Genomic DNA, 17,555 nt, shown 5'->3' on the forward strand with positions numbered 1-17,555 from the left:
GCCGGTCAATGACCGGCCTCCAAGGCTGAGTGACAAGCTTAGTTCACCTGAAGCTTCTCGCGATTTTTATCCAGAAGGGCCTTGCCGATACCCTTGACTTCGAGCAACTCGTCGACGGATGCAAACGGACCATTACTTTCACGATACGCAACAATCGCCAAAGCCTTGGCCTCCCCCACGCCGGACAACTCACGCTGCAAGGTCGGCGCATCGGCCTTGTTGAGGTCCACCTTTGCGGATTGCGCACCCGACGAAGCCTCCATTGCCACCGGAGCCTTGGACGCCTCCGACTTGGCCGCAGGCGCGGCGTTAGCAGGGATAGATAGACTGGTGAGCAGGGCAAAAACCAGGGAATAGAAATAGCCTGTACGCATAAATGACGCTCCATGACATCGATTGAGGAAGCAGCTTTTCCGCAGCTGCTTCCTCAAGTTAGGCGATGTAGGGAGGGTGTCAAAAATGTGTCTATTGCGGGATGTGAGACAATCAGGGTTCGAGGCGACGTTGCTGGTAGATCCAGTCGACAATCTCGCCATCGGGGGTGTAGCCGCTGACAGTTTCGCACAGCAGCTGGCGAACACGTGTGTAGTCGTCACGCTCAACGGCGCTCAGCAGCTCCGTCAACTTCACCTTAAGCATGTCCCACGGCAGGAAATCTTCATTGGCTGTCATGATCATCGGGTGTGATGTCGCCGAAACGTTATCTCCAATCAGGAGTTCTTCGTAAAGCTTTTCGCCAGGACGCAAACCGGTAAATTCAATTGAGATATCACCATGTACGTTTTTTTCCGAGCGAACACTCAACCCTGATAGATGGATCATTTTTTCTGCCAGCTCGACGATTTTCACCGGTTCGCCCATATCCAGCACAAAAACATCACCCCCTTGCCCCATCGACCCTGCCTGGATGACAAGTTGTGCAGCCTCAGGGATGGTCATGAAATAACGAGTGATTTTCGGGTGTGTAACCGTAATGGGTCCACCAGCCTTGATCTGCTTGTGAAAAAGCGGGATCACGGAGCCCGATGAGCCAAGCACATTACCAAACCTGACCATCGTGAAGCGGGTTTTGTTGACGCGGGATACGCCGGCCTTGTCGCCAAACAAAACGGGGGCCTTTTCGAGGCTAAGGGCCTGGAGCGTCAATTCTGCAAGACGCTTAGTGCTGCCCATTACGTTGGTCGGCCGTACGGCTTTGTCCGTAGAGATCAGAACAAAGTTAGAAACACCCGCCTGCAGCGCTGCTTGAGCCGTATTCAATGTTCCGATGATATTATTCAGTACGCCTTCTGCGATATTGTGTTCAACCATCGGGACATGCTTGTAGGCGGCCGCGTGATAGACAGTATCAACTTGCCAGGCTTTCATCACATCAAGCAGTTTTTCCTCATTACGCACCGAACCCAGGATTGGAAGCAGCTTGACGTTCAGTGACTCACGAGCGACCCGTTGCTCAAGCTCAGACAGAATGCTGTAGAGGTTGAACTCGCTATGCTCGTAAAGGAGCAAGGTCGTAGGCTTTAACTCCAGTATCTGACGACACAATTCGGACCCGATTGAGCCACCCGCACCTGTAACCAGGACTGACTGGCCAGAAATGCAGTGTTCAAGAAGATCTTCCAACGCTGGTACCGCGTCACGACCTAGCAAATCTGCTATGTCGACCTCTTGGATATCATCGACCTTCACCCGCCCGCTTGCCAGGTCCATGAACCCAGGCACGCTGCGGACATGCAACGGAAAACGCTCAAGAAAACCGAGAATCTCCCGGCGGCGGGCACGGTTTGCCGACGGGATCGCCAGTAGAATTTCCTGCGCCCCCGTAGTATCGAGCATCTGCTGGATATGTTTTGGTTTGAATACTTTTAATCCGGAAATGACACGGCTGGCGATGCTTCCATCATCGTCGATGAAAGCAACCGGCCGCATTAGCCTGCCTATGCGCAGAGCGGCAACAAGTTGATTGCCCGCTGCTCCGGCCCCATAAATGGCCACTTTCGGCAAGCCATTGTCAACATTGGCAAAAGGCACATGTTGAACCGTCGCAAACCAATCGCCTAAAAAATACTGGCGCATTGCCAACCTCAGACCACCTATCATGACCAGGCTCAGCCACCAATAGTTGAAGATGATCGACCGAGGCACGACGTTCTGGTGGTTGCTGTACCAAAAGACGATTACTCCAAGGATCAACGCCGAAAGGCTGACAGCCTTGATTATCGCTATGAGTGCATCAGTACCGAAATATCGCATTACTGCTCGATACACGCCGAAATGAGCGAACAACGGGATTGAAACGATAGGCGCGCTAACGAAAAGCCAGATGTGGTCACTGAAAGGGTTGACCAACTCCTCTATGCCAAGCCTTACGACAAATGCCAGCCATAACGCCCCCCAAACCAGGACGATGTCTGTCAGAATCTGAATAATTCGTTTGCGACGGCGGGACAACCCCAGCAGCATAACCCTCAACCCATCCATACCCTCTCCTGATACCTCATGCGGCTTCAAATTGTTATACCTGCCATTCTACGTCCCTACGAGGAGCGATCACCTAGAAAATACCACTAATTTTCCTGCGCCCCTATCAGAAACGACATGGATACCGCTGCTCACTATCCCCTTGAAAAGACGACAATACTACCGAAAGACACACAGGAACCTCTGCCCTGCCGTCGCTACTTACTTTCACGGGCCGAGCTGCGCTTTCGAGTGGCCATATTGAAAAAAATCTGCTACTCCAGCCACCGAACAGCCCATCACCCGGAGCGCCCTTTGAGATCGCCATACGTCGACTGCACACACTCGAAATCCTGAGTCTTTACAACGCGGTTCACGGTGTTATTCTCTTCCCTCGGTGGGCTGCTGGGACAGCCTGTGCGAGCTGAACAAGCAACGGACTCGAACGAGGGAGAGTACGCTTCGCACTTGAGGAACTGGTTGCTAATTTAGCAGCATTGGCAACGTTTCTTACCGAAAATCTGAAACAAGCCAAAAGTTAACTCTTGAGTCGTCAGGAAACTCACCCTCTCCTTACAGCATACCTACCCGTTAAGGCAGCGATACACGCTAAATTTGCCTGAGCTTCAAATGAGAAACTCCTGATGACCAAAATTCAATGAGCCTGATTGCACGTATAAACAAGCCGTCGATAGTTAAGGCCGTCCGCGCATTTTCATGGCTAACCATTGATCGAGTAGGTCAAGTCGCCACGACTCTGACTGTAAGTGCATTGCTGGCTCGCGGAGCGGGTGTTGAATCCTATGGTCAGTGGCAAGTAGCTCTTTCGCTGCTATTCATGCTTGCGACGCTTTCCAACTTTGCCAGTAACGACGTCACAATTCCTCTGGTGATTGCGAAAGGAGGGGAAGGCAGGAGCGTTATATCCGCAGCGTTGAAATTGCGGTTTCTGGCAGCCTTATTCAACATTGGCTTAGGTATTCTACTTGCGCTTTTCTGGCCAGGCACGTCAACCCTCCTGGTTATTCTTATACTACCCATACTATTCAGAGAACCAGTCATTGCGGTTATGATGTGGTTCATGGCTACGGGCAACATAAGACCTTACGCGCTAATTTCCATATCAACTCTGGTCATACGTCTTTTCTGCACGATAATCATCTACTTGGCAGACAAACCGCTTTACTGGTACGTCATCCCTCTACTCATAGAAAATATTTTTTTCGTTGGCTTACTTTTGCGCGAAGCCAAAAAGGAAAAAATAGGGCTCTTTCAGAAAGTACCAACAGAGTTCTTGCGCAGTATGGCGCACCTCTCTGGCTGGGGCTGGCTTGCAGCAGTAGCGTCGCTAGCCATCATGAGAGCAGATCGCCTGCTGCTCTCAACCCTTGTGCCTGCCGACAGCCTGGGCCTGTATTCAGCAGCTGCTCAGATAAATGACAACTGGTATTACCTGGGAATTTTAATGGTCGGCGGACTTGCTCCGACATTGATCTACCGAGCCAACCCCAGATTGATTGTTCGCAACACCGTCATGCTGACAACTGCAGTGTTGTCGATATGTGCCATGGGCGCGGCCTTCATATCATTTTTCTCAAAAGAGATCATTCTGATTATATTTGGCAAAGAGTTCGATGCTGCGGCTGACATCCTGAAAATAACCACTTGGACCACTGCCTTAATCCCAATTGACATGATCCTTAGCCTCCCTCTACTGCACTTCCGTAAGATAAAATGGGTTGCCGTTAAGAACATCTGCATTTTATTAGGCGTTCTAGGCATAGCCTATTTTCTATTCCCACGCTTTGGCATTTTTTCACCGGCCGTGGCGTTGGCTACCGGATATTTCACATCCATAGTTTTGACCTGCATTAAAATTCGCACCTTGAGGGTGGAAGATGAACGTTGAGCTGAACAACCCGTCAATAATAAACAACAAATCAGGATCACTCGTGCCGCTTTCAACCCTACTGTGCGTCTTTTCGTTCGTATCAGGACTGGTAGCACTAAACCAGACCTCGCTACTAGACGGCTCCGAACCCTGGTTCAATACGTTTGTAGCAATTGAGTTTTTGGGGATCTTATTTTTCTCAGCTGTCAGCACTGCGCTGCTGGAAAAAACAATCATACACCCCTACATATTCCTTCAGGGAACGTTGGCACTGTTTATAGGTGGGCGTTTTTTAGCCTCTCCCTTTCTCGACGCTGCGATATTTTCTGACAACAACTACATCCCCATCGAACTTAGTTATTCGGAAGCCAGCCACCTCATGAGCTTCATCTGCGGCGCATTATTAATGATGCACGCGGGTTACTTGCTCATTCACGTGCTCGACAAGAAAGGACAGATAGCCTTTCCAAGGGACCGTGCGCAGAAAGGCCTGTTCATCCCGTGCCTGGCCCTTCTTTCAGTCTCTGCGATCATTTCCGTTTATGCGATCACCCAACATTACGCGGCGTGCGTTGATCGGGGATACATGGCTATTTATCAGGACCAGAGCACCGACAACCTCTTGAGGCTCTCTTCAATCGGGCAGTATGGCCTGTTACTCGGCGCGGGACTTGCCTTCGCAACATCCAAACGATGGCTGCAGCTGCTCGCCATATCTCTGGTAACGGGGTACTACATTGCCTATCTCGGCGTAGGATTAAGAAGCGGTTTCCTGGCTCTCGTGCTCATGGCAACCTGGCTTGCGCACACCCGCTTGAAACGATTGAACATTATTACATTGCTTTTTGTACCAATCGCAATGTTTGGCCTGGCTCAATTATCTACTACCGTGGGATGCCGAGCTTCAGGCGGCGAGGCGCCTGTAAAAGAGACCATCTCTTCACCCTCCAACTCATCCAACTCATCCAACTCGTCAGCATCATCAGTCTCTTCCGCCACCAACCAGAAAGAAAAGATTGAATCAAGCGGGCCTAATGCGCTTGAGCGATACACGGAAAATATTAAACTGCAACAACTTGCCTGGTTTTCCTATCTGCAAGGCTCGACACTGGTCTACACCGGTGCAGCAATGAGAATCGACAACTATCCCACCAGTGCATTTCTTCAGACATTTATTCCAGGCTACAGTCAGATTGCCCACATCTTTCAGCCAGGAAAAATAAGCTCGGACTTTTACTTTCCGCACTATTTGGCTAGAAGCTATTCGGAAGAAAAGTATGATAAAGGGTTCGGCATGGGCTGGAGCATTTTTTCTGACCTGTCGGCATTCTCCAAAGGAAACACCTTTCTCTTCGGCCTCTTCTCGATCATGCTCGGATTAGCGCTCGCCTATTTTATTAAAGGAATCGAGAGCAGCGCATACTTATACGGCGCTTTAGTCTGCACATTTATGAAGCTTATGCTTTTGCCGCGAAGTGGTCTTTACAGCGTAATTCCTTACCTTGCTGTTTATACATTTATTTTTCTGGGGTGGAAGCTATTTATGTACGTACTACAACGACTAAAGAAAGAAAAGGGCTTGGCCACTGAGACCTAATCAGGCCAGATGATACATCTCATAGCACATACTCAGCTGAGAACGCCATGCGTTCTCAGCTTGCTGCATTTAAAAGCTCACAGCGCACAAAGTGACCAACGCCTTCCTTCCGCTATCGCAGCTGTATAAACAGATCGCGAAATACAGTCACCTCGTGATTTAGCTGGAGATTTCCGCAACACCTGAAATATTTGATCTCTAAATCTAATGCCGAATACAGACTACTGATTACACCGAGTACGTTATAGCAGGCCAACGCTCTACATATCTCAACAACGACTGTTAAAACACCACCTTTAGTCGGCACATTGATTCCAGCCAGCCTATTGTATTCGCCAAATTGTCGAAACCATCTACACAGCCCTCAGTTGTCGATACACTCAGCAAGCTATTGCGACTATCGTAAGCGTCTGGCGAACACACCTATGAAAGTGTTGAACCGAAGATAACGGCATCAGCATTTCAATTGTCCATAGGCTCGGGCCATGACTTCCCAGGTTCTCGCGTCGGCAGGAATCAGATGCTCAATACGCAGCGCCTCCATCGTAATGTCGAGAGGCATGCCAAATGTTGTAAAAGTTGACATGAATTTCAGTTCCCCGTGCCTTGAGTCGAGCCGCGTCAGTACCAACGGAGGCAGTTCGTTTGTCAACGTGGAAGCCTCTTGAGGCGTGGGGAGGCTTTTCAGAAGCGTAGCGAGCCCCGGGTTGCTCAAGGCCTCTCTAGCTGCCCTTTGCCAAGCAATCAATCTGATTTCCTCGACGTTGTTCAGATGATCGCCCAACCCTCCAGGCTCCAGCAGCGTTACCAACAGATTTAGGCCTTCTGCCGCATCGGCACTCAGGCCGACCAGATCGAACAGCACTCCAGTGCTGGCGTTGGCTGCCAATATCTCCCACTGACTCCCCAAGACAATCGCTGGTGCGGGGTTGTTGGCATGAAGCAGGTGAGTTATAGCGTCACGAACAGCCTCCATGCTTGGCGAGGTAAGAGGTGTTGCTTCGTAGCGCGGTGCATAACCACTGGCGAGAAAGACGCTGTTGCAGTGCTCTAGAGGCGCATTGAGTGCCATGAGTAGGTTATGCAGAGTTCCCGGGCTTGGCTTGGCGCGCCCTGTCTCGATGCAGCTGAGGTGGCGCTGAGAAATACCTGACATCAAGGCTAGGTCGAGTTGGCTCAATTTTGCCTGACGTCGCAGTTGACGCAACTGCTCACTTGCAGCGATGGAGGGTGTCGTTCGAGGAAAAGGTCGGGTGCTCATTGTTCGACTCTGACGGCGCGAATTGGCTGAGTCCATGACCTGTGAGGTCATTGATCTCGTCGTGACAATATCACTACCTTGTCAGCGTTGATCACCGCTTCTTGCTCAAGGAGGACAAATGAAAAGACCCTACCTCTCACTTGCCACATTGGTGATTTTTTCCTTGTATACGGCGGGTACCATGTTCGTTGCCGATCAATCGCTCATCGACTTCGGCCTGGAGTTAATATCCAGCCCGGACACTGCCCAAGTAGTTATTGACCTTTACCTGCTCGGCGTCCTCGCTTGCATCTGGATGTATCGGGACGCTCGCTCCAAAGGCCGATCTGCGGTCTCTCTTGTGCCTTACTTTCTGATAACGGCAGTCTTCGTATCGATTGGCCCATTGCTTTACCTCGTTATCAACGGATTCGCCAAGAAGAAGCTGCCTACGGATACCACCGGTTACAGCATCAATATTTCGCGCAATCTCGACTAAAAGGAATGAAGAGGAAGTCCGTTGGCGTTTGGCAATTCCTTTGTTTCTAGATGTCCGGCCAACACGCCTTGCGTGATTGAATGGGCGCCCATCGATGCGGCAGCAACTCCGTAATCTCACTCGCCCGCTGCGTCGGCAGGCGAGTCAGAACATCCTTCAAGTAAGCATACGGATCATGCCCGTTCATGCGCGCAGACTGGATCAAACTCATGATTGCTGCCGCCCGTTTGCCGCTGCGCAGTGACCTGGCGAACAACCAGTTGGAGCGCCCAAATGCCCACGGTCTTATCTGATTTTCGACCGCGTTATTGTCTATGGGCACAGCGCCGTCCTCTAGATATCGAGTCAGTGCCATCCAGCGCTTGAGGCTGTAATCCAGAGCTTTGGCGATAGCCGACCCTTCGGGCACAAGGTCGCGCTGGGCCATCATCCAGGTATGGAGTGCGTCGATAAGGGGCCCCGCTTTTTCCTGACGTACTCGCCAGCGTTCTTCGTCGGTCATCTCCCGCGCCAGCCATTCAATTTCGTACAACCCACCAATTGAGTGCAGCGCCTGCTCGGCCAGCTGGAAGCTTGCTTTGTAACCACCAAAATCATCGCAAACCAGCTTGCCATTCCACGCGCCAAGGAAGTTGCGTGCATGCTCTCCCGCACGGGTTGGACTGAAGTCATAAACGACCGCCTTGAGCCCCGAATATGGCGTAGTGCAGTAGGCCCAGACATAAGCACGATGCGTTTTCCTCTCACCCGGGGCGAGCATCTGCACCGGCGTTTCGTCAGCGTGGATCACGCCTTGAGCAAGCACTGTTTCGCGTAGCGCATCGACCAAGGGCTGGAGCTGCACACCGGTTTGACCGACCCATTGCGCCAGTGTCGAGCGGGCGATGGCCAAGCCGGCGCGGCCAAAGACTTTCTCTTGCCGATACAGCGGCAAATGGTCGGCAAATTTGGCCACCATCACGTGAGCCAGCAGCCCTGCCGTCGGGATGCCCCTATCGATGACCTGGGCGGGAACCGGTGCCGAGTCAGTGTTTCACACTGGCGGCAGACCCATTTCCCGCGCACATGCTGCTCCACCGTAAACACGCCCGGCGTGTAATCCAGCTTCTCGCTGACGTCCTAGCCAACCCGCTGGAGCTGGCAGCCGCAGGCGCATTGGATGTTGTCGGGTTCGTGCTAAATCACGGTACGCGGAAACTGCGCAGGCAAGGAAACACGCTTGGGCTGCTTGCGTGGTTCAGCTTGCGCAGCCGGCGGACTCAACGCCTTCAGCTCGGCTTCAATGGCCGCGATGTCGGTGTCGAGCAAGTCGTCGAGCAAGCTGCCTTGCTCGGGACTCAATTGCTCACTGCGCTTGGCAAACTTGTTACGTTTGAACCAGGCGATTTCGTGGGTGAGTTGCTCGATGATGGTTTGGTCGCGGTCGTTCTTCTTGCCCATCCTGTCGACTTGCTGTCCGAGCGAATCAACCTGGGACAGCAACTGCGCAGCGAAAGCGCGCAGTTGGTCGGGGGTCATCTGATCGAGATTGGGCGAGGAAGTCATGCCCTGGATTTTACCAAAGCGGATCGCCTGCGGCAGCAGGCCGAGGCGCTAATTACAGCTTCTAGAGCACTGTGATTGCACCGCCAGCCCCAACGCGTTGCACCTTCCGAACTCCAGCATTAAGGGCGATGGTGTCCGCGTATTTTTAAGCGGACGCCATCGGCCTTAACGTCAGGATTTCCATGCGCCATCGAAGCTCTTATCCGAAACCCTTCAAGGCCCAGGTTGTTCAGGAATGCCTGCAACCGGGCGCAACCCTATCCAGCGTCGCCATCAGCCACGGCATCAACGCCAACGTGATCCGCAAGTGGCTGCCGCTTTACCGAGACCAGCCGCCAGCAGCGTTTCCGGCTTTCGTTCCGTTGAGAGCTGCACCCAAGCGGCAGACGGAAGCTTTGGCGATTATTGAGCTGCCGCTTGGCGAGCAATCGATCACGGTGAAATGGCCGATGTCTGATCCTGAAGGCTGCGCCCGCTTTGTCCGTGGACTCACGCAATGATTCGCATCGACGCCATCTGGCTTGCCACCGAGCCCATGGACATGCGTGCCGGCACCGAGACCGCGTTAGCCAGAGTGATCGCGGTGTTCGTTGCGGCGAAGCCGCACTGTGCTTATCTGTTTGCCAACCGCCGCGCCACTCGTATGAAAGTGCTGGTGCATGACGGGATTGGCGTCTGGCTGGCTGCTCGTCGATTGAACCAAGGAAAGTTTAAAGGCAGACCGAGCACCAAAGCCTGAAGTTGCTCGGCATCCAGCTCCATCTCGCAGCCTGGTCGAATGCCTGGCCAGTACTGCCCCAGACGCTTACCGACTATCTCCCACCGCACTAACACTAATCCGATGACGCACAGCAAAGCCCGCCATGATGACTTCAGAACGATGCTAGACAATTGATAAACGCTTGAAACAGGAAAGGAGCCTTTAGCTCCGCTGCATTACACCCGCCTCGGTAATCGAAAGGCGGGAAGAAACCTACAGATTTCAGTGGCTTATACTTTCAGATATACCCATCTACTGCCATTACCGGCTTGATTCAAGCTCCCCTGCGTGAAACCTTACAGCTAAAGCGATCAACGGGGCATAAGCTATAATCAGTCCAAACAGACCGTCAATCTTAGCCATGGCTATCAATATTGCAATCGGCGTAAGCCATAGCAAATTAATGATCCCTATGGCCAATGTTACTGGAACATGCTTACCGAACTGGCGGGATGCATACTGGTACCCATGGCTACGATGCGCTTCGTAGACCTTATCGCCCCGCACCAGTCTGCGCACTAGCGTAAATGTGGCATCAACAATGAACACTCCCAGCAACGCCAACCACGCCCACAGCAATTGAGGCGCATGCCAGGCCGCTTGAATAGACAACACGCCCAATGTCATTCCAAGAAAACCGCTTCCCGCATCTCCCATGAAGATCCGTGCAAAAGGGAAGTTCCAATAAAGGAACCCTGCCACAGCCATGGTCAACAACAGTGGAAGCCAAACAAGGTCACTGAAACCTGTGAGGTAATAAATCAGCGAAATCGACAGACCAACACATATAGCTTCAATACTTGCAAGACCGTCAATGCCGTCCATAAAATTGTAAAGGTTCAACATCCAGACCAGATAAAACGCCGCCAGGATATTACCTACCCACCCTAAATCGACGACAATTCCGAATACTGAAACTACCGGCAAGCCTCCCAGCCAGTACAAGGCCCATGCCGCGGCACTGAAATGGCCGAGTAGCCGCCAGCGAGCGGCAATGTGCCCATGGTCGTCCAGAAAACCGATGACTGCGACGGAAAATCCTGCCCCGAGCAATGCGATCAGACCAGACCATGAAGTAGCGCCCGCCACCCCCAATAAAGGAATCATCACCAAAAAACTCAGAACAATGGCAACTCCACCACCGCGCGGCGTCGGCAACTGGTGAGAGCTACGAGCATTGGGAACATCCAGCAAGCTCCGCGACAACGCATACTTTCGCAAAGCCCCGGTCAACAGCAGGGAAAGAACTAAAACTACGGGCAGAAGCCATAAAGTCATCTTTCAAAGATCCAGTTTTTAGTTAACTAAAAAGATTTAGACAGACCGCTCCGATCTATAACGCAACCCGGCCTCTTTCAGCGCGACAGACGAAGATTGTTGAGGAACCCAACCTAAAAGTCTGCGAGCCTTCGATGAATCTATCACCAAGGACCGGAACAGCTGCGTATAGAGTGAGGTTTTCCCCAGCATAAATGAGCAAACGTAAGCAATAGGTGCCGGTAACGGAAACAACTTTGCACGCCGCCCCATGCCGTCCGCCAATAGCTCTACAATGTCTTTAGTTGATACATCGTCGCCATCGGAAATCAGAAACAGCTCATTTGCTGCTGCAGGGTGATCGATACAAAGTCCGATAAACTCAGTGAGATTGCCTAACGAAACCATGCTTCTCTTGTTATTTGTCATCGCAAATGGTAACGGAATACCTGATGCCACCAACTTTAGAAGACGCTGAAAATTTCCTGGAGCATGTGCAGCATAAACCAACGGCGGTCGAATAATCACCAGCTCCATGGAGCTTCCACTCACGAGCTCCCATAGCAGCTCTTCTGCCTTGCGCTTGGACTCTGCATAAATGGCATGCGGTGCGTTCGGACTGAGCTCATCGAACCCACAGCCCTCGGTATATGCACCGTTTACGCCAATCGAGCTTATAAATACGAAACGCTTTACCCCTGATTTAAGCGCTTGCTCAGCCAGATTGAGTGCGCCCTCCACATTGACTCGGTTAAATTCGCTCTGGTCATCTCCAGCGTCCAGGACATGTGCGCGCGCAGCCAGATGAACAACGACCTCAACACCCTTGAGAGCCTCATTCCAGTCAGTTGCAACCGAAAGATCTCCCACCGCTACGGTGTGATTAGAGCCAACAGCTTCAGTGCCAAGCTTCCTGACAGAGCCTTTGACATGATGAATAGCCGCTTTGCTCAGCCTGTCAATCAATGCTCGGCCAAGAAAGCCCGTCGCACCAGTAACCAGAACATTCATAATTTGCCCAAACTAATAAGCGCCAAATTCCAACACTGCTTGAGCAGCATCAATTAAAAAAAGCGCGATATTCGGCGATCAACAACTCCGAATACCTTTTGCTATCAAACGAATTTACTGCTCTATCTCTGGCCGCGGAGGACATTTTGCACAAGATCTCCTCATTCGTTACAAGCATTCGTATTGCATCGGCAAGAGCGGACGTGTCACCCACAGGTACTAGAATCCCGGTCTGCCCATCGACAACAGCATCGGTTAGCCCGTATATACTCGTCCCGACGGTAGGAAGCCCCATTGCCGCAGCCTCAATAACTACAGTGCCGAACCCCTCGCGATAACTTGGCAAACACAACATATCGCCTACAGACATGTACATTTCAGGAGTGCTGGAGAAACCCACTACTTTAATACGGCTCAAGACGTCGGGACAAGACACGCTCTCGATGATCGCCAAACCGTCTGGCTCATAAGGCCCAACCAGCAATAAAAAGACGTCGTTTTTTTCGGCAATCAACAACTCGAAGGAACGTATCAGTTCATTAACGCCCTTATCTTTGGTAATCCGACCAACGAAGACGATAACCTTGCTCTGCGGCTCAATACCCAGTTGGCGCTTTAATGACGCGTTCTCACTTTCACTGAAACGCTTCGGATCAAAACGTGTCAAATCGACACCTGCGAATGAGCCCTCCCCCAGAACACTCAACCTATCAGCCTTGACAATATGTTCAGACACCAGGAACTGTTGCTGACTAAAACTATCGGTATAGCAACGAGTATTCAAATAGCCAATAGTTCTGTCACAAAACTTCAGGATACTTTTTTTCAAACCCGTCATTGTTACCCAGGGCTGCCCCGTGTAGGTATGCAAGCGAACCTTTACACCTGCAAGCCGTCCTGCAATTGCGCAAAGAAGCCCAGCCTTGGGCGTAGTCGAATGAACGATATCAAATTTTTGTGAACGAAATACTTTAACAAGAGAAAGTAAGGACCGAAGATCCTGTACAGGATCGATTTCCCTAACCATCTTCAACGGTATGAAACCGTCACCTACAAGGTTACGTAACTCGCCCCCCAGTTCATCATCGCTGGAAATTATCGTCACTGCTGCTCCAGCTTCCTTAAGCGCTTTGACAGGCGAACTTAATTGAGTCACGATGAAAAACGGAACCGTGGAAACCCTTGCTATTTTTAGTTCTAAATTCGACAAATCAAACCTCGCGCACCACTCAAACCGCCCAAGTCGCACAGAACAAATATTACCCGCACCAATGATAATTATTCAAATTAAATCAGGGCATCGAACTATATATCACATATATTTTCCGGGACGTGCTTGCGAGGCACAAAACCCAAGACCGTTTCAATTTTTTTGAACGGATAGCGAGTCCTGGCAGTGAGCGCATTAACCCTTTCTTGGGTTATTAGCCCTTTAGTAAGGACAGACGCCACTGAAACACCCAAGCGAACCAGACTTTCCGGAAGCACAACCTTGGGTGGAGACACAGCAACGCCAACTGCAATGCCCGCGATAACGTCCCTCAAAGGACAGTCATTGGAAATATTAAAAATTTCACCCTTGGCTCGACCATCAAAGCCACACAACATTAACGCAGAGACAACATCATCTACATGAATGTAGGTGGAAATAGAATCTTTGAAGCCAACATAAAAAAACAATCTGCGCCGTACGATACCAATCAACTGCCTTATAGAGTTGTTTGGCATTCCCGGACCGAACACATTCGACGGCCTTAATATCGAAAATGTAAACTGTCCATTTTTTGGCATTGAAACAATACACTGGTCAGCAAGAGTCTTCGTGACCTCATATTGCCCCTTCGGGTTGACTTCGGTTTCTTCTGTTACAATGCGCTCTACATTGGGAACAGATCCATAAGCACCCACACTGCTCAATTGAACCCAGTGCACCGTTTGACTTGAAGTTTGTTCCGTAATGGCCTTAAGGAAACGCTGGGTTGATGCAACATGAAGTTCATGCATCAGGTTTTCGTTTCGTATTTCACCGGCACAATTAAAAATGACCTCACAGCCATCCAACAGTGCCACAAAGTCCAGATTTTGATCTTTTAGATCACCGACGAAGGCTTCTGTATTTTTATTGGAAACCTTACCTTGGGTCCGGGTGAGAATCCTGACTTGATGACCTTCTTCAAGCAAACGATCAACCAGCCTGGAGCCTATAAATCCGTTAGCGCCCAAAACCAAAACCTTCATCGCTTCTCCGTATCAAATCCAAAAGCAACGCCTAGTTAAAAAAGCAACAAATTCATTACTTTCAATAAAAAGAAAGCAACCATCTCGGTCACCCTTTTCTCGCCATTTTACTCGTTTTTAGCCGATTGCGCCTGAGAAAGACCAAAATGGGAGCAATCGCCATACCCATCAAAAAAGCAGTCAAGATCAGTATTGATACTGCTATCGGAGGGGCGACGCCGCCCAAAAAGACAAGCGATACCGAATTTTGATTTTCGATAGTAAATACCAGAATACCCGCTGATATCACCGTAATTAACGCAACCATGATGATCTTTGTGAGGTTACGCATAAGTAGCTCCCTGGAAAACGGATATCAACTCCCCTCCTCCTCATCTTCATTCACCCGATCCCGCAATTCCTTCCCAGGTTTGAAATGCGGAACAAACTTGCCATCCAGGCTAACCGACTGACCGGTCTTCGGATTGCGCCCTACACGAGGTGCGCGGTAGTGCAGGGAGAAGCTGCCAAAACCACGGATCTCGATACGATCGCCGGTGGCCAGGCATTGGGACATTTGCTCAAGCATGGTCTTGATGGCCAGCTCCACATCCTTGGATGAGAGCAGCCCTTGATGGGTGACAATTCGTTCGATCAACTCCGACTTCGTCATAATTTTCCCTTCTTTTTCAAGCAGCTAGATCAGCGCTTCAAAGGTTTTAGCATGCCCTGACAAATTTGAACAGCCCCCTCCTGTAGCCTGTTTTTTCTTCCGGGGCACTACACTCCCCTGCCCGCCCACTCACCTGCAGATAACCAGCATCGTCCGCGTAACTAAACCCGCGGGATTGAAGCCAAAGAGAAATTCTTCCTCTTCTTCCTTTGCATCATCGGACCTTGCCACGACTGTATAGCCTGCACCTTTGCATTCCTTGGCTGCGCGCTTCTGACACCTTTCCCAGTTCGATCCCAGCCCCGAGCAATCGATCTCGATACCACTGACCCCACGCACGGCATGCGTTTTCGCACTGGTGGCACACCCTGCCAATGCCAGCACCGCTATGACGACTACGAGCGTTTTCATTCACATCCTTATGCCAGGCACAGCGCCTGACCGTCGATTACCCCAAGCTAAGACTAGCTGCAAATAAGCGATTGATCCTGCTAAAGAAACAGACAGTTTTGGTGAGGTAATGTTTCGGGTTTACCCGAAAAGATCGCAGCCTGCGGCAGCTCCTACAGGGCGTGAGCCAAATTGCAGGCACAAAAAAGGGCGACCGAAGTCGCCCTTTTTTACAGAAAGTCAGAACTTAGTTCTGTTTTTCCATTTGTGCACGCAGCAGGTCACCAAGAGTGGTGGCTACTGGAGCATCCGAACCAGCTTGCGGCTTGTCGCGCAGGCTCTGGATCGCTTCTTTCTCTTCTTCAACGTCTTTCGACTTGATCGAGAGCTGGATTACGCGGCTCTTGCGGTCAACGCTGATGATCTTGGCTTCTACTTCTTCGCCTTCTTTCAGAACGTTGCGCGCGTCTTCAACGCGATCACGGCTGATTTCGGAGGCTTTCAGAGTCGCTTCGATATCGTCGGCCAGGGTGATGATGGCGCCTTTAGCGTCAACTTCTTTCACGATGCCCTTAACGATTGCGCCTTTGTCGTTCTCTTGAACGTACTCGGAGAACGGATCGCTTTCCAGTTGCTTGATACCCAGGGAGATGCGCTCGCGCTCTGGGTCAACCGACAGGATAACGGTGTCCAGCTCGTCGCCCTTCTTGAAACGACGAACAGCTTCTTCGCCAACTTCGTTCCAGGAGATGTCGGACAGGTGAACCAGGCCGTCGATGCCGCCGTCCAGACCAATGAAGATACCGAAATCGGTGATCGACTTGATGGTGCCGGAGATTTTATCGCCCTTGTTGAACTGGCCAGAGAAATCTTCCCATGGGTTAGATTTGCACTGCTTGATGCCCAGGGAGATACGACGACGCTCTTCGTCGATGTCCAGAACCATAACTTCCACTTCGTCGCCGACTTGTACGACTTTCGAAGGGTGGATGTTCTTGTTGGTCCAGTCCATTTCGGAAACGTGTACCAGACCTTCAACGCCTTCTTCCAGCTCAGCGAAGCAGCCGTAGTCGGTCAGGTTGGTTACACGAGCGGTAACGCGAGTGCTTTCTGGGTAACGGGCTTTGATAGCAACCCATGGATCTTCGCCCAGTTGCTTCAGGCCCAGGGAAACACGATTGCGCTCGCGATCGTACTTCAGAACCTTGACATCGATCTCGTCGCCAACGTTGACGATTTCGGAAGGATGCTTGATACGCTTCCAAGCCATGTCGGTAATGTGCAGCAGGCCATCGACGCCACCCAGATCGACGAATGCGCCGTAATCGGTGAGGTTCTTGACGATACCTTTGACTTGTTGGCCTTCCTGCAGGGATTCCAGCAGAGCTTCGCGCTCGGCGGAGTTCTCGGCTTCCAGGACGCTACGACGGGAAACGACAACGTTGTTGCGCTTCTGGTCCAGCTTGATGACCTTGAATTCCAGCTCTTTGCCTTCCAGGTGCGTGGTGTCGCGCACTGGACGGACGTCAACCAGAGAACCTGGCAGGAACGCACGGATGCCGTTAACGTCGACAGTGAAGCCGCCTTTAACCTTACCGTTGATAACGCCCTTGACCACTTCTTCGGCTGCGAAGGCAGCTTCCAGAACAATCCAGCATTCAGCGCGCTTGGCTTTTTCACGGGACAGCTTGGTTTCGCCAAAGCCGTCTTCTACCGAGTCCAGCGCAACGTGAACTTCGTCACCGACGTTGATAGTCAGGTCGCCAGCGTCGTTGTAGAACTGCTCAAGCGGGATGAGTGCTTCAGACTTCAGGCCAGCGTGAACGGTTACCCAGCGAGCTTGGTAATCGATATCAACGATAACACCGGTGATGATGGAGCCTGCCTGAAGGTTCAGGGTTTTTAGGCTTTCTTCAAAGAGTTCCGCAAAGCTTTCGCTCATTTTAATTCCTGTTGATGAGGGCGAAGAATACGCCCATCTCCACACCCCAGACGGTGTGGGTTAGTTTCATTTA

General features: G+C 51.2%; 16 protein-coding genes and 1 pseudogene. 5 read left to right on the forward strand and 12 right to left on the reverse strand.

All coding sequences use genetic code 11. From position 1 onward, the window contains the following. Positions 1 to 38: 38 nt before the first annotated feature. Complete coding sequence (locus SOP95_RS23185) at positions 39 to 374, reverse strand: ComEA family DNA-binding protein (RefSeq protein ID WP_323608449.1); 336 nt, start codon at positions 372 to 374, stop codon at positions 39 to 41. A gap of 112 nt (positions 375 to 486) precedes the next feature. Continuing rightward, positions 487 to 2,481, reverse strand: coding sequence for a polysaccharide biosynthesis protein (locus tag SOP95_RS23190; RefSeq protein WP_323608450.1), 1,995 nt, complete (start codon positions 2,479 to 2,481; stop codon positions 487 to 489). Positions 2,482 to 3,118: 637 nt separating this feature from the next. Between SOP95_RS23190 and SOP95_RS23195 the strand changes: the two genes are divergently transcribed. Continuing rightward, positions 3,119 to 4,369, forward strand: coding sequence for a hypothetical protein (locus SOP95_RS23195; RefSeq protein ID WP_323608451.1), 1,251 nt, complete (start codon positions 3,119 to 3,121; stop codon positions 4,367 to 4,369). Beyond that, positions 4,359 to 5,948, forward strand: a complete 1,590-nt coding sequence (gene wzy, locus SOP95_RS23200; protein WP_323608452.1) for an O-antigen polysaccharide polymerase Wzy — start codon at positions 4,359 to 4,361, stop codon at positions 5,946 to 5,948. The genes SOP95_RS23195 and wzy overlap by 11 nt, the downstream gene beginning before the upstream one ends. A gap of 454 nt (positions 5,949 to 6,402) precedes the next feature. On the opposite strand, the gene SOP95_RS23205 is transcribed toward wzy, so the two are convergent. Beyond that, complete coding sequence (locus SOP95_RS23205; protein WP_323608453.1) at positions 6,403 to 7,209, reverse strand: MmyB family transcriptional regulator; 807 nt, start codon at positions 7,207 to 7,209, stop codon at positions 6,403 to 6,405. Positions 7,210 to 7,327: 118 nt separating this feature from the next. Here SOP95_RS23205 and SOP95_RS23210 point away from each other — a divergent pair, with 118 nt between their 5' ends. Further along, on the forward strand, positions 7,328 to 7,687 hold the full coding sequence (locus SOP95_RS23210) for a hypothetical protein (protein ID WP_047542315.1): 360 nt from the start codon (positions 7,328 to 7,330) through the stop codon (positions 7,685 to 7,687). Positions 7,688 to 7,733: 46 nt separating this feature from the next. On the opposite strand, the pseudogene tnpC reads toward SOP95_RS23210, so the two are convergent. After that, positions 7,734 to 9,232, reverse strand: a pseudogene (gene tnpC, locus SOP95_RS23215) (IS66 family transposase). 182 nt (positions 9,233 to 9,414) lie between these two features. Between tnpC and tnpA the strand changes: the two are divergent. Then, the gene (gene tnpA, locus SOP95_RS23220) at positions 9,415 to 9,732 is read left to right on the forward strand and encodes an IS66-like element accessory protein TnpA (RefSeq protein WP_130931505.1); all 318 of its coding nucleotides are present in this window, start codon (positions 9,415 to 9,417) and stop codon (positions 9,730 to 9,732) included. Further along, positions 9,729 to 9,971, forward strand: coding sequence for an IS66 family insertion sequence element accessory protein TnpB (gene tnpB, locus SOP95_RS23225; protein WP_323608454.1), 243 nt, complete (start codon positions 9,729 to 9,731; stop codon positions 9,969 to 9,971). Before tnpA ends, tnpB begins: the two co-directional genes overlap by 4 nt. Before the next feature lie 282 nt (positions 9,972 to 10,253). On the opposite strand, the gene SOP95_RS23230 is transcribed toward tnpB, so the two are convergent. The 8 genes from SOP95_RS23230 to rpsA form a co-directional block, all read right to left on the reverse strand. Beyond that, positions 10,254 to 11,270: an MraY family glycosyltransferase gene (locus tag SOP95_RS23230; protein ID WP_323608455.1), complete on the reverse strand. Its 1,017-nt coding sequence runs from the start codon at positions 11,268 to 11,270 to the stop codon at positions 10,254 to 10,256. Between the two features lie 36 nt (positions 11,271 to 11,306). After that, the gene (locus SOP95_RS23235) at positions 11,307 to 12,260 is read right to left on the reverse strand and encodes an NAD-dependent epimerase/dehydratase family protein (RefSeq protein ID WP_323608456.1); all 954 of its coding nucleotides are present in this window, start codon (positions 12,258 to 12,260) and stop codon (positions 11,307 to 11,309) included. Between the two features lie 49 nt (positions 12,261 to 12,309). After that, on the reverse strand, positions 12,310 to 13,470 hold the full coding sequence (locus tag SOP95_RS23240; protein WP_323608457.1) for a glycosyltransferase: 1,161 nt from the start codon (positions 13,468 to 13,470) through the stop codon (positions 12,310 to 12,312). A 95-nt stretch (positions 13,471 to 13,565) separates the two neighbouring features. Then, positions 13,566 to 14,498 (reverse strand): NAD-dependent epimerase/dehydratase family protein, encoded by a 933-nt coding sequence (locus SOP95_RS23245; protein ID WP_323608458.1) that lies wholly within the window; start codon positions 14,496 to 14,498, stop codon positions 13,566 to 13,568. 88 nt (positions 14,499 to 14,586) lie between these two features. Next, positions 14,587 to 14,829: a DUF1049 domain-containing protein gene (locus tag SOP95_RS23250; protein WP_323608459.1), complete on the reverse strand. Its 243-nt coding sequence runs from the start codon at positions 14,827 to 14,829 to the stop codon at positions 14,587 to 14,589. A 24-nt stretch (positions 14,830 to 14,853) separates the two neighbouring features. Further along, a complete protein-coding gene (ihfB, locus tag SOP95_RS23255; RefSeq protein ID WP_323608460.1) occupies positions 14,854 to 15,150 on the reverse strand; it encodes an integration host factor subunit beta in 297 nt (98 codons plus the stop codon). A 129-nt stretch (positions 15,151 to 15,279) separates the two neighbouring features. Beyond that, on the reverse strand, positions 15,280 to 15,561 hold the full coding sequence (locus tag SOP95_RS23260; protein WP_323608461.1) for a hypothetical protein: 282 nt from the start codon (positions 15,559 to 15,561) through the stop codon (positions 15,280 to 15,282). A 226-nt stretch (positions 15,562 to 15,787) separates the two neighbouring features. Continuing rightward, the gene (gene rpsA, locus SOP95_RS23265) at positions 15,788 to 17,482 is read right to left on the reverse strand and encodes a 30S ribosomal protein S1 (protein ID WP_274074946.1); all 1,695 of its coding nucleotides are present in this window, start codon (positions 17,480 to 17,482) and stop codon (positions 15,788 to 15,790) included. Positions 17,483 to 17,555 lie beyond the last annotated feature (73 nt).

The organism is Pseudomonas sp. YuFO8, from assembly GCF_035065025.1.
GTDB classification, from domain to species: Bacteria; Pseudomonadota; Gammaproteobacteria; order Pseudomonadales; family Pseudomonadaceae; genus Aquipseudomonas; species Aquipseudomonas putida_AE.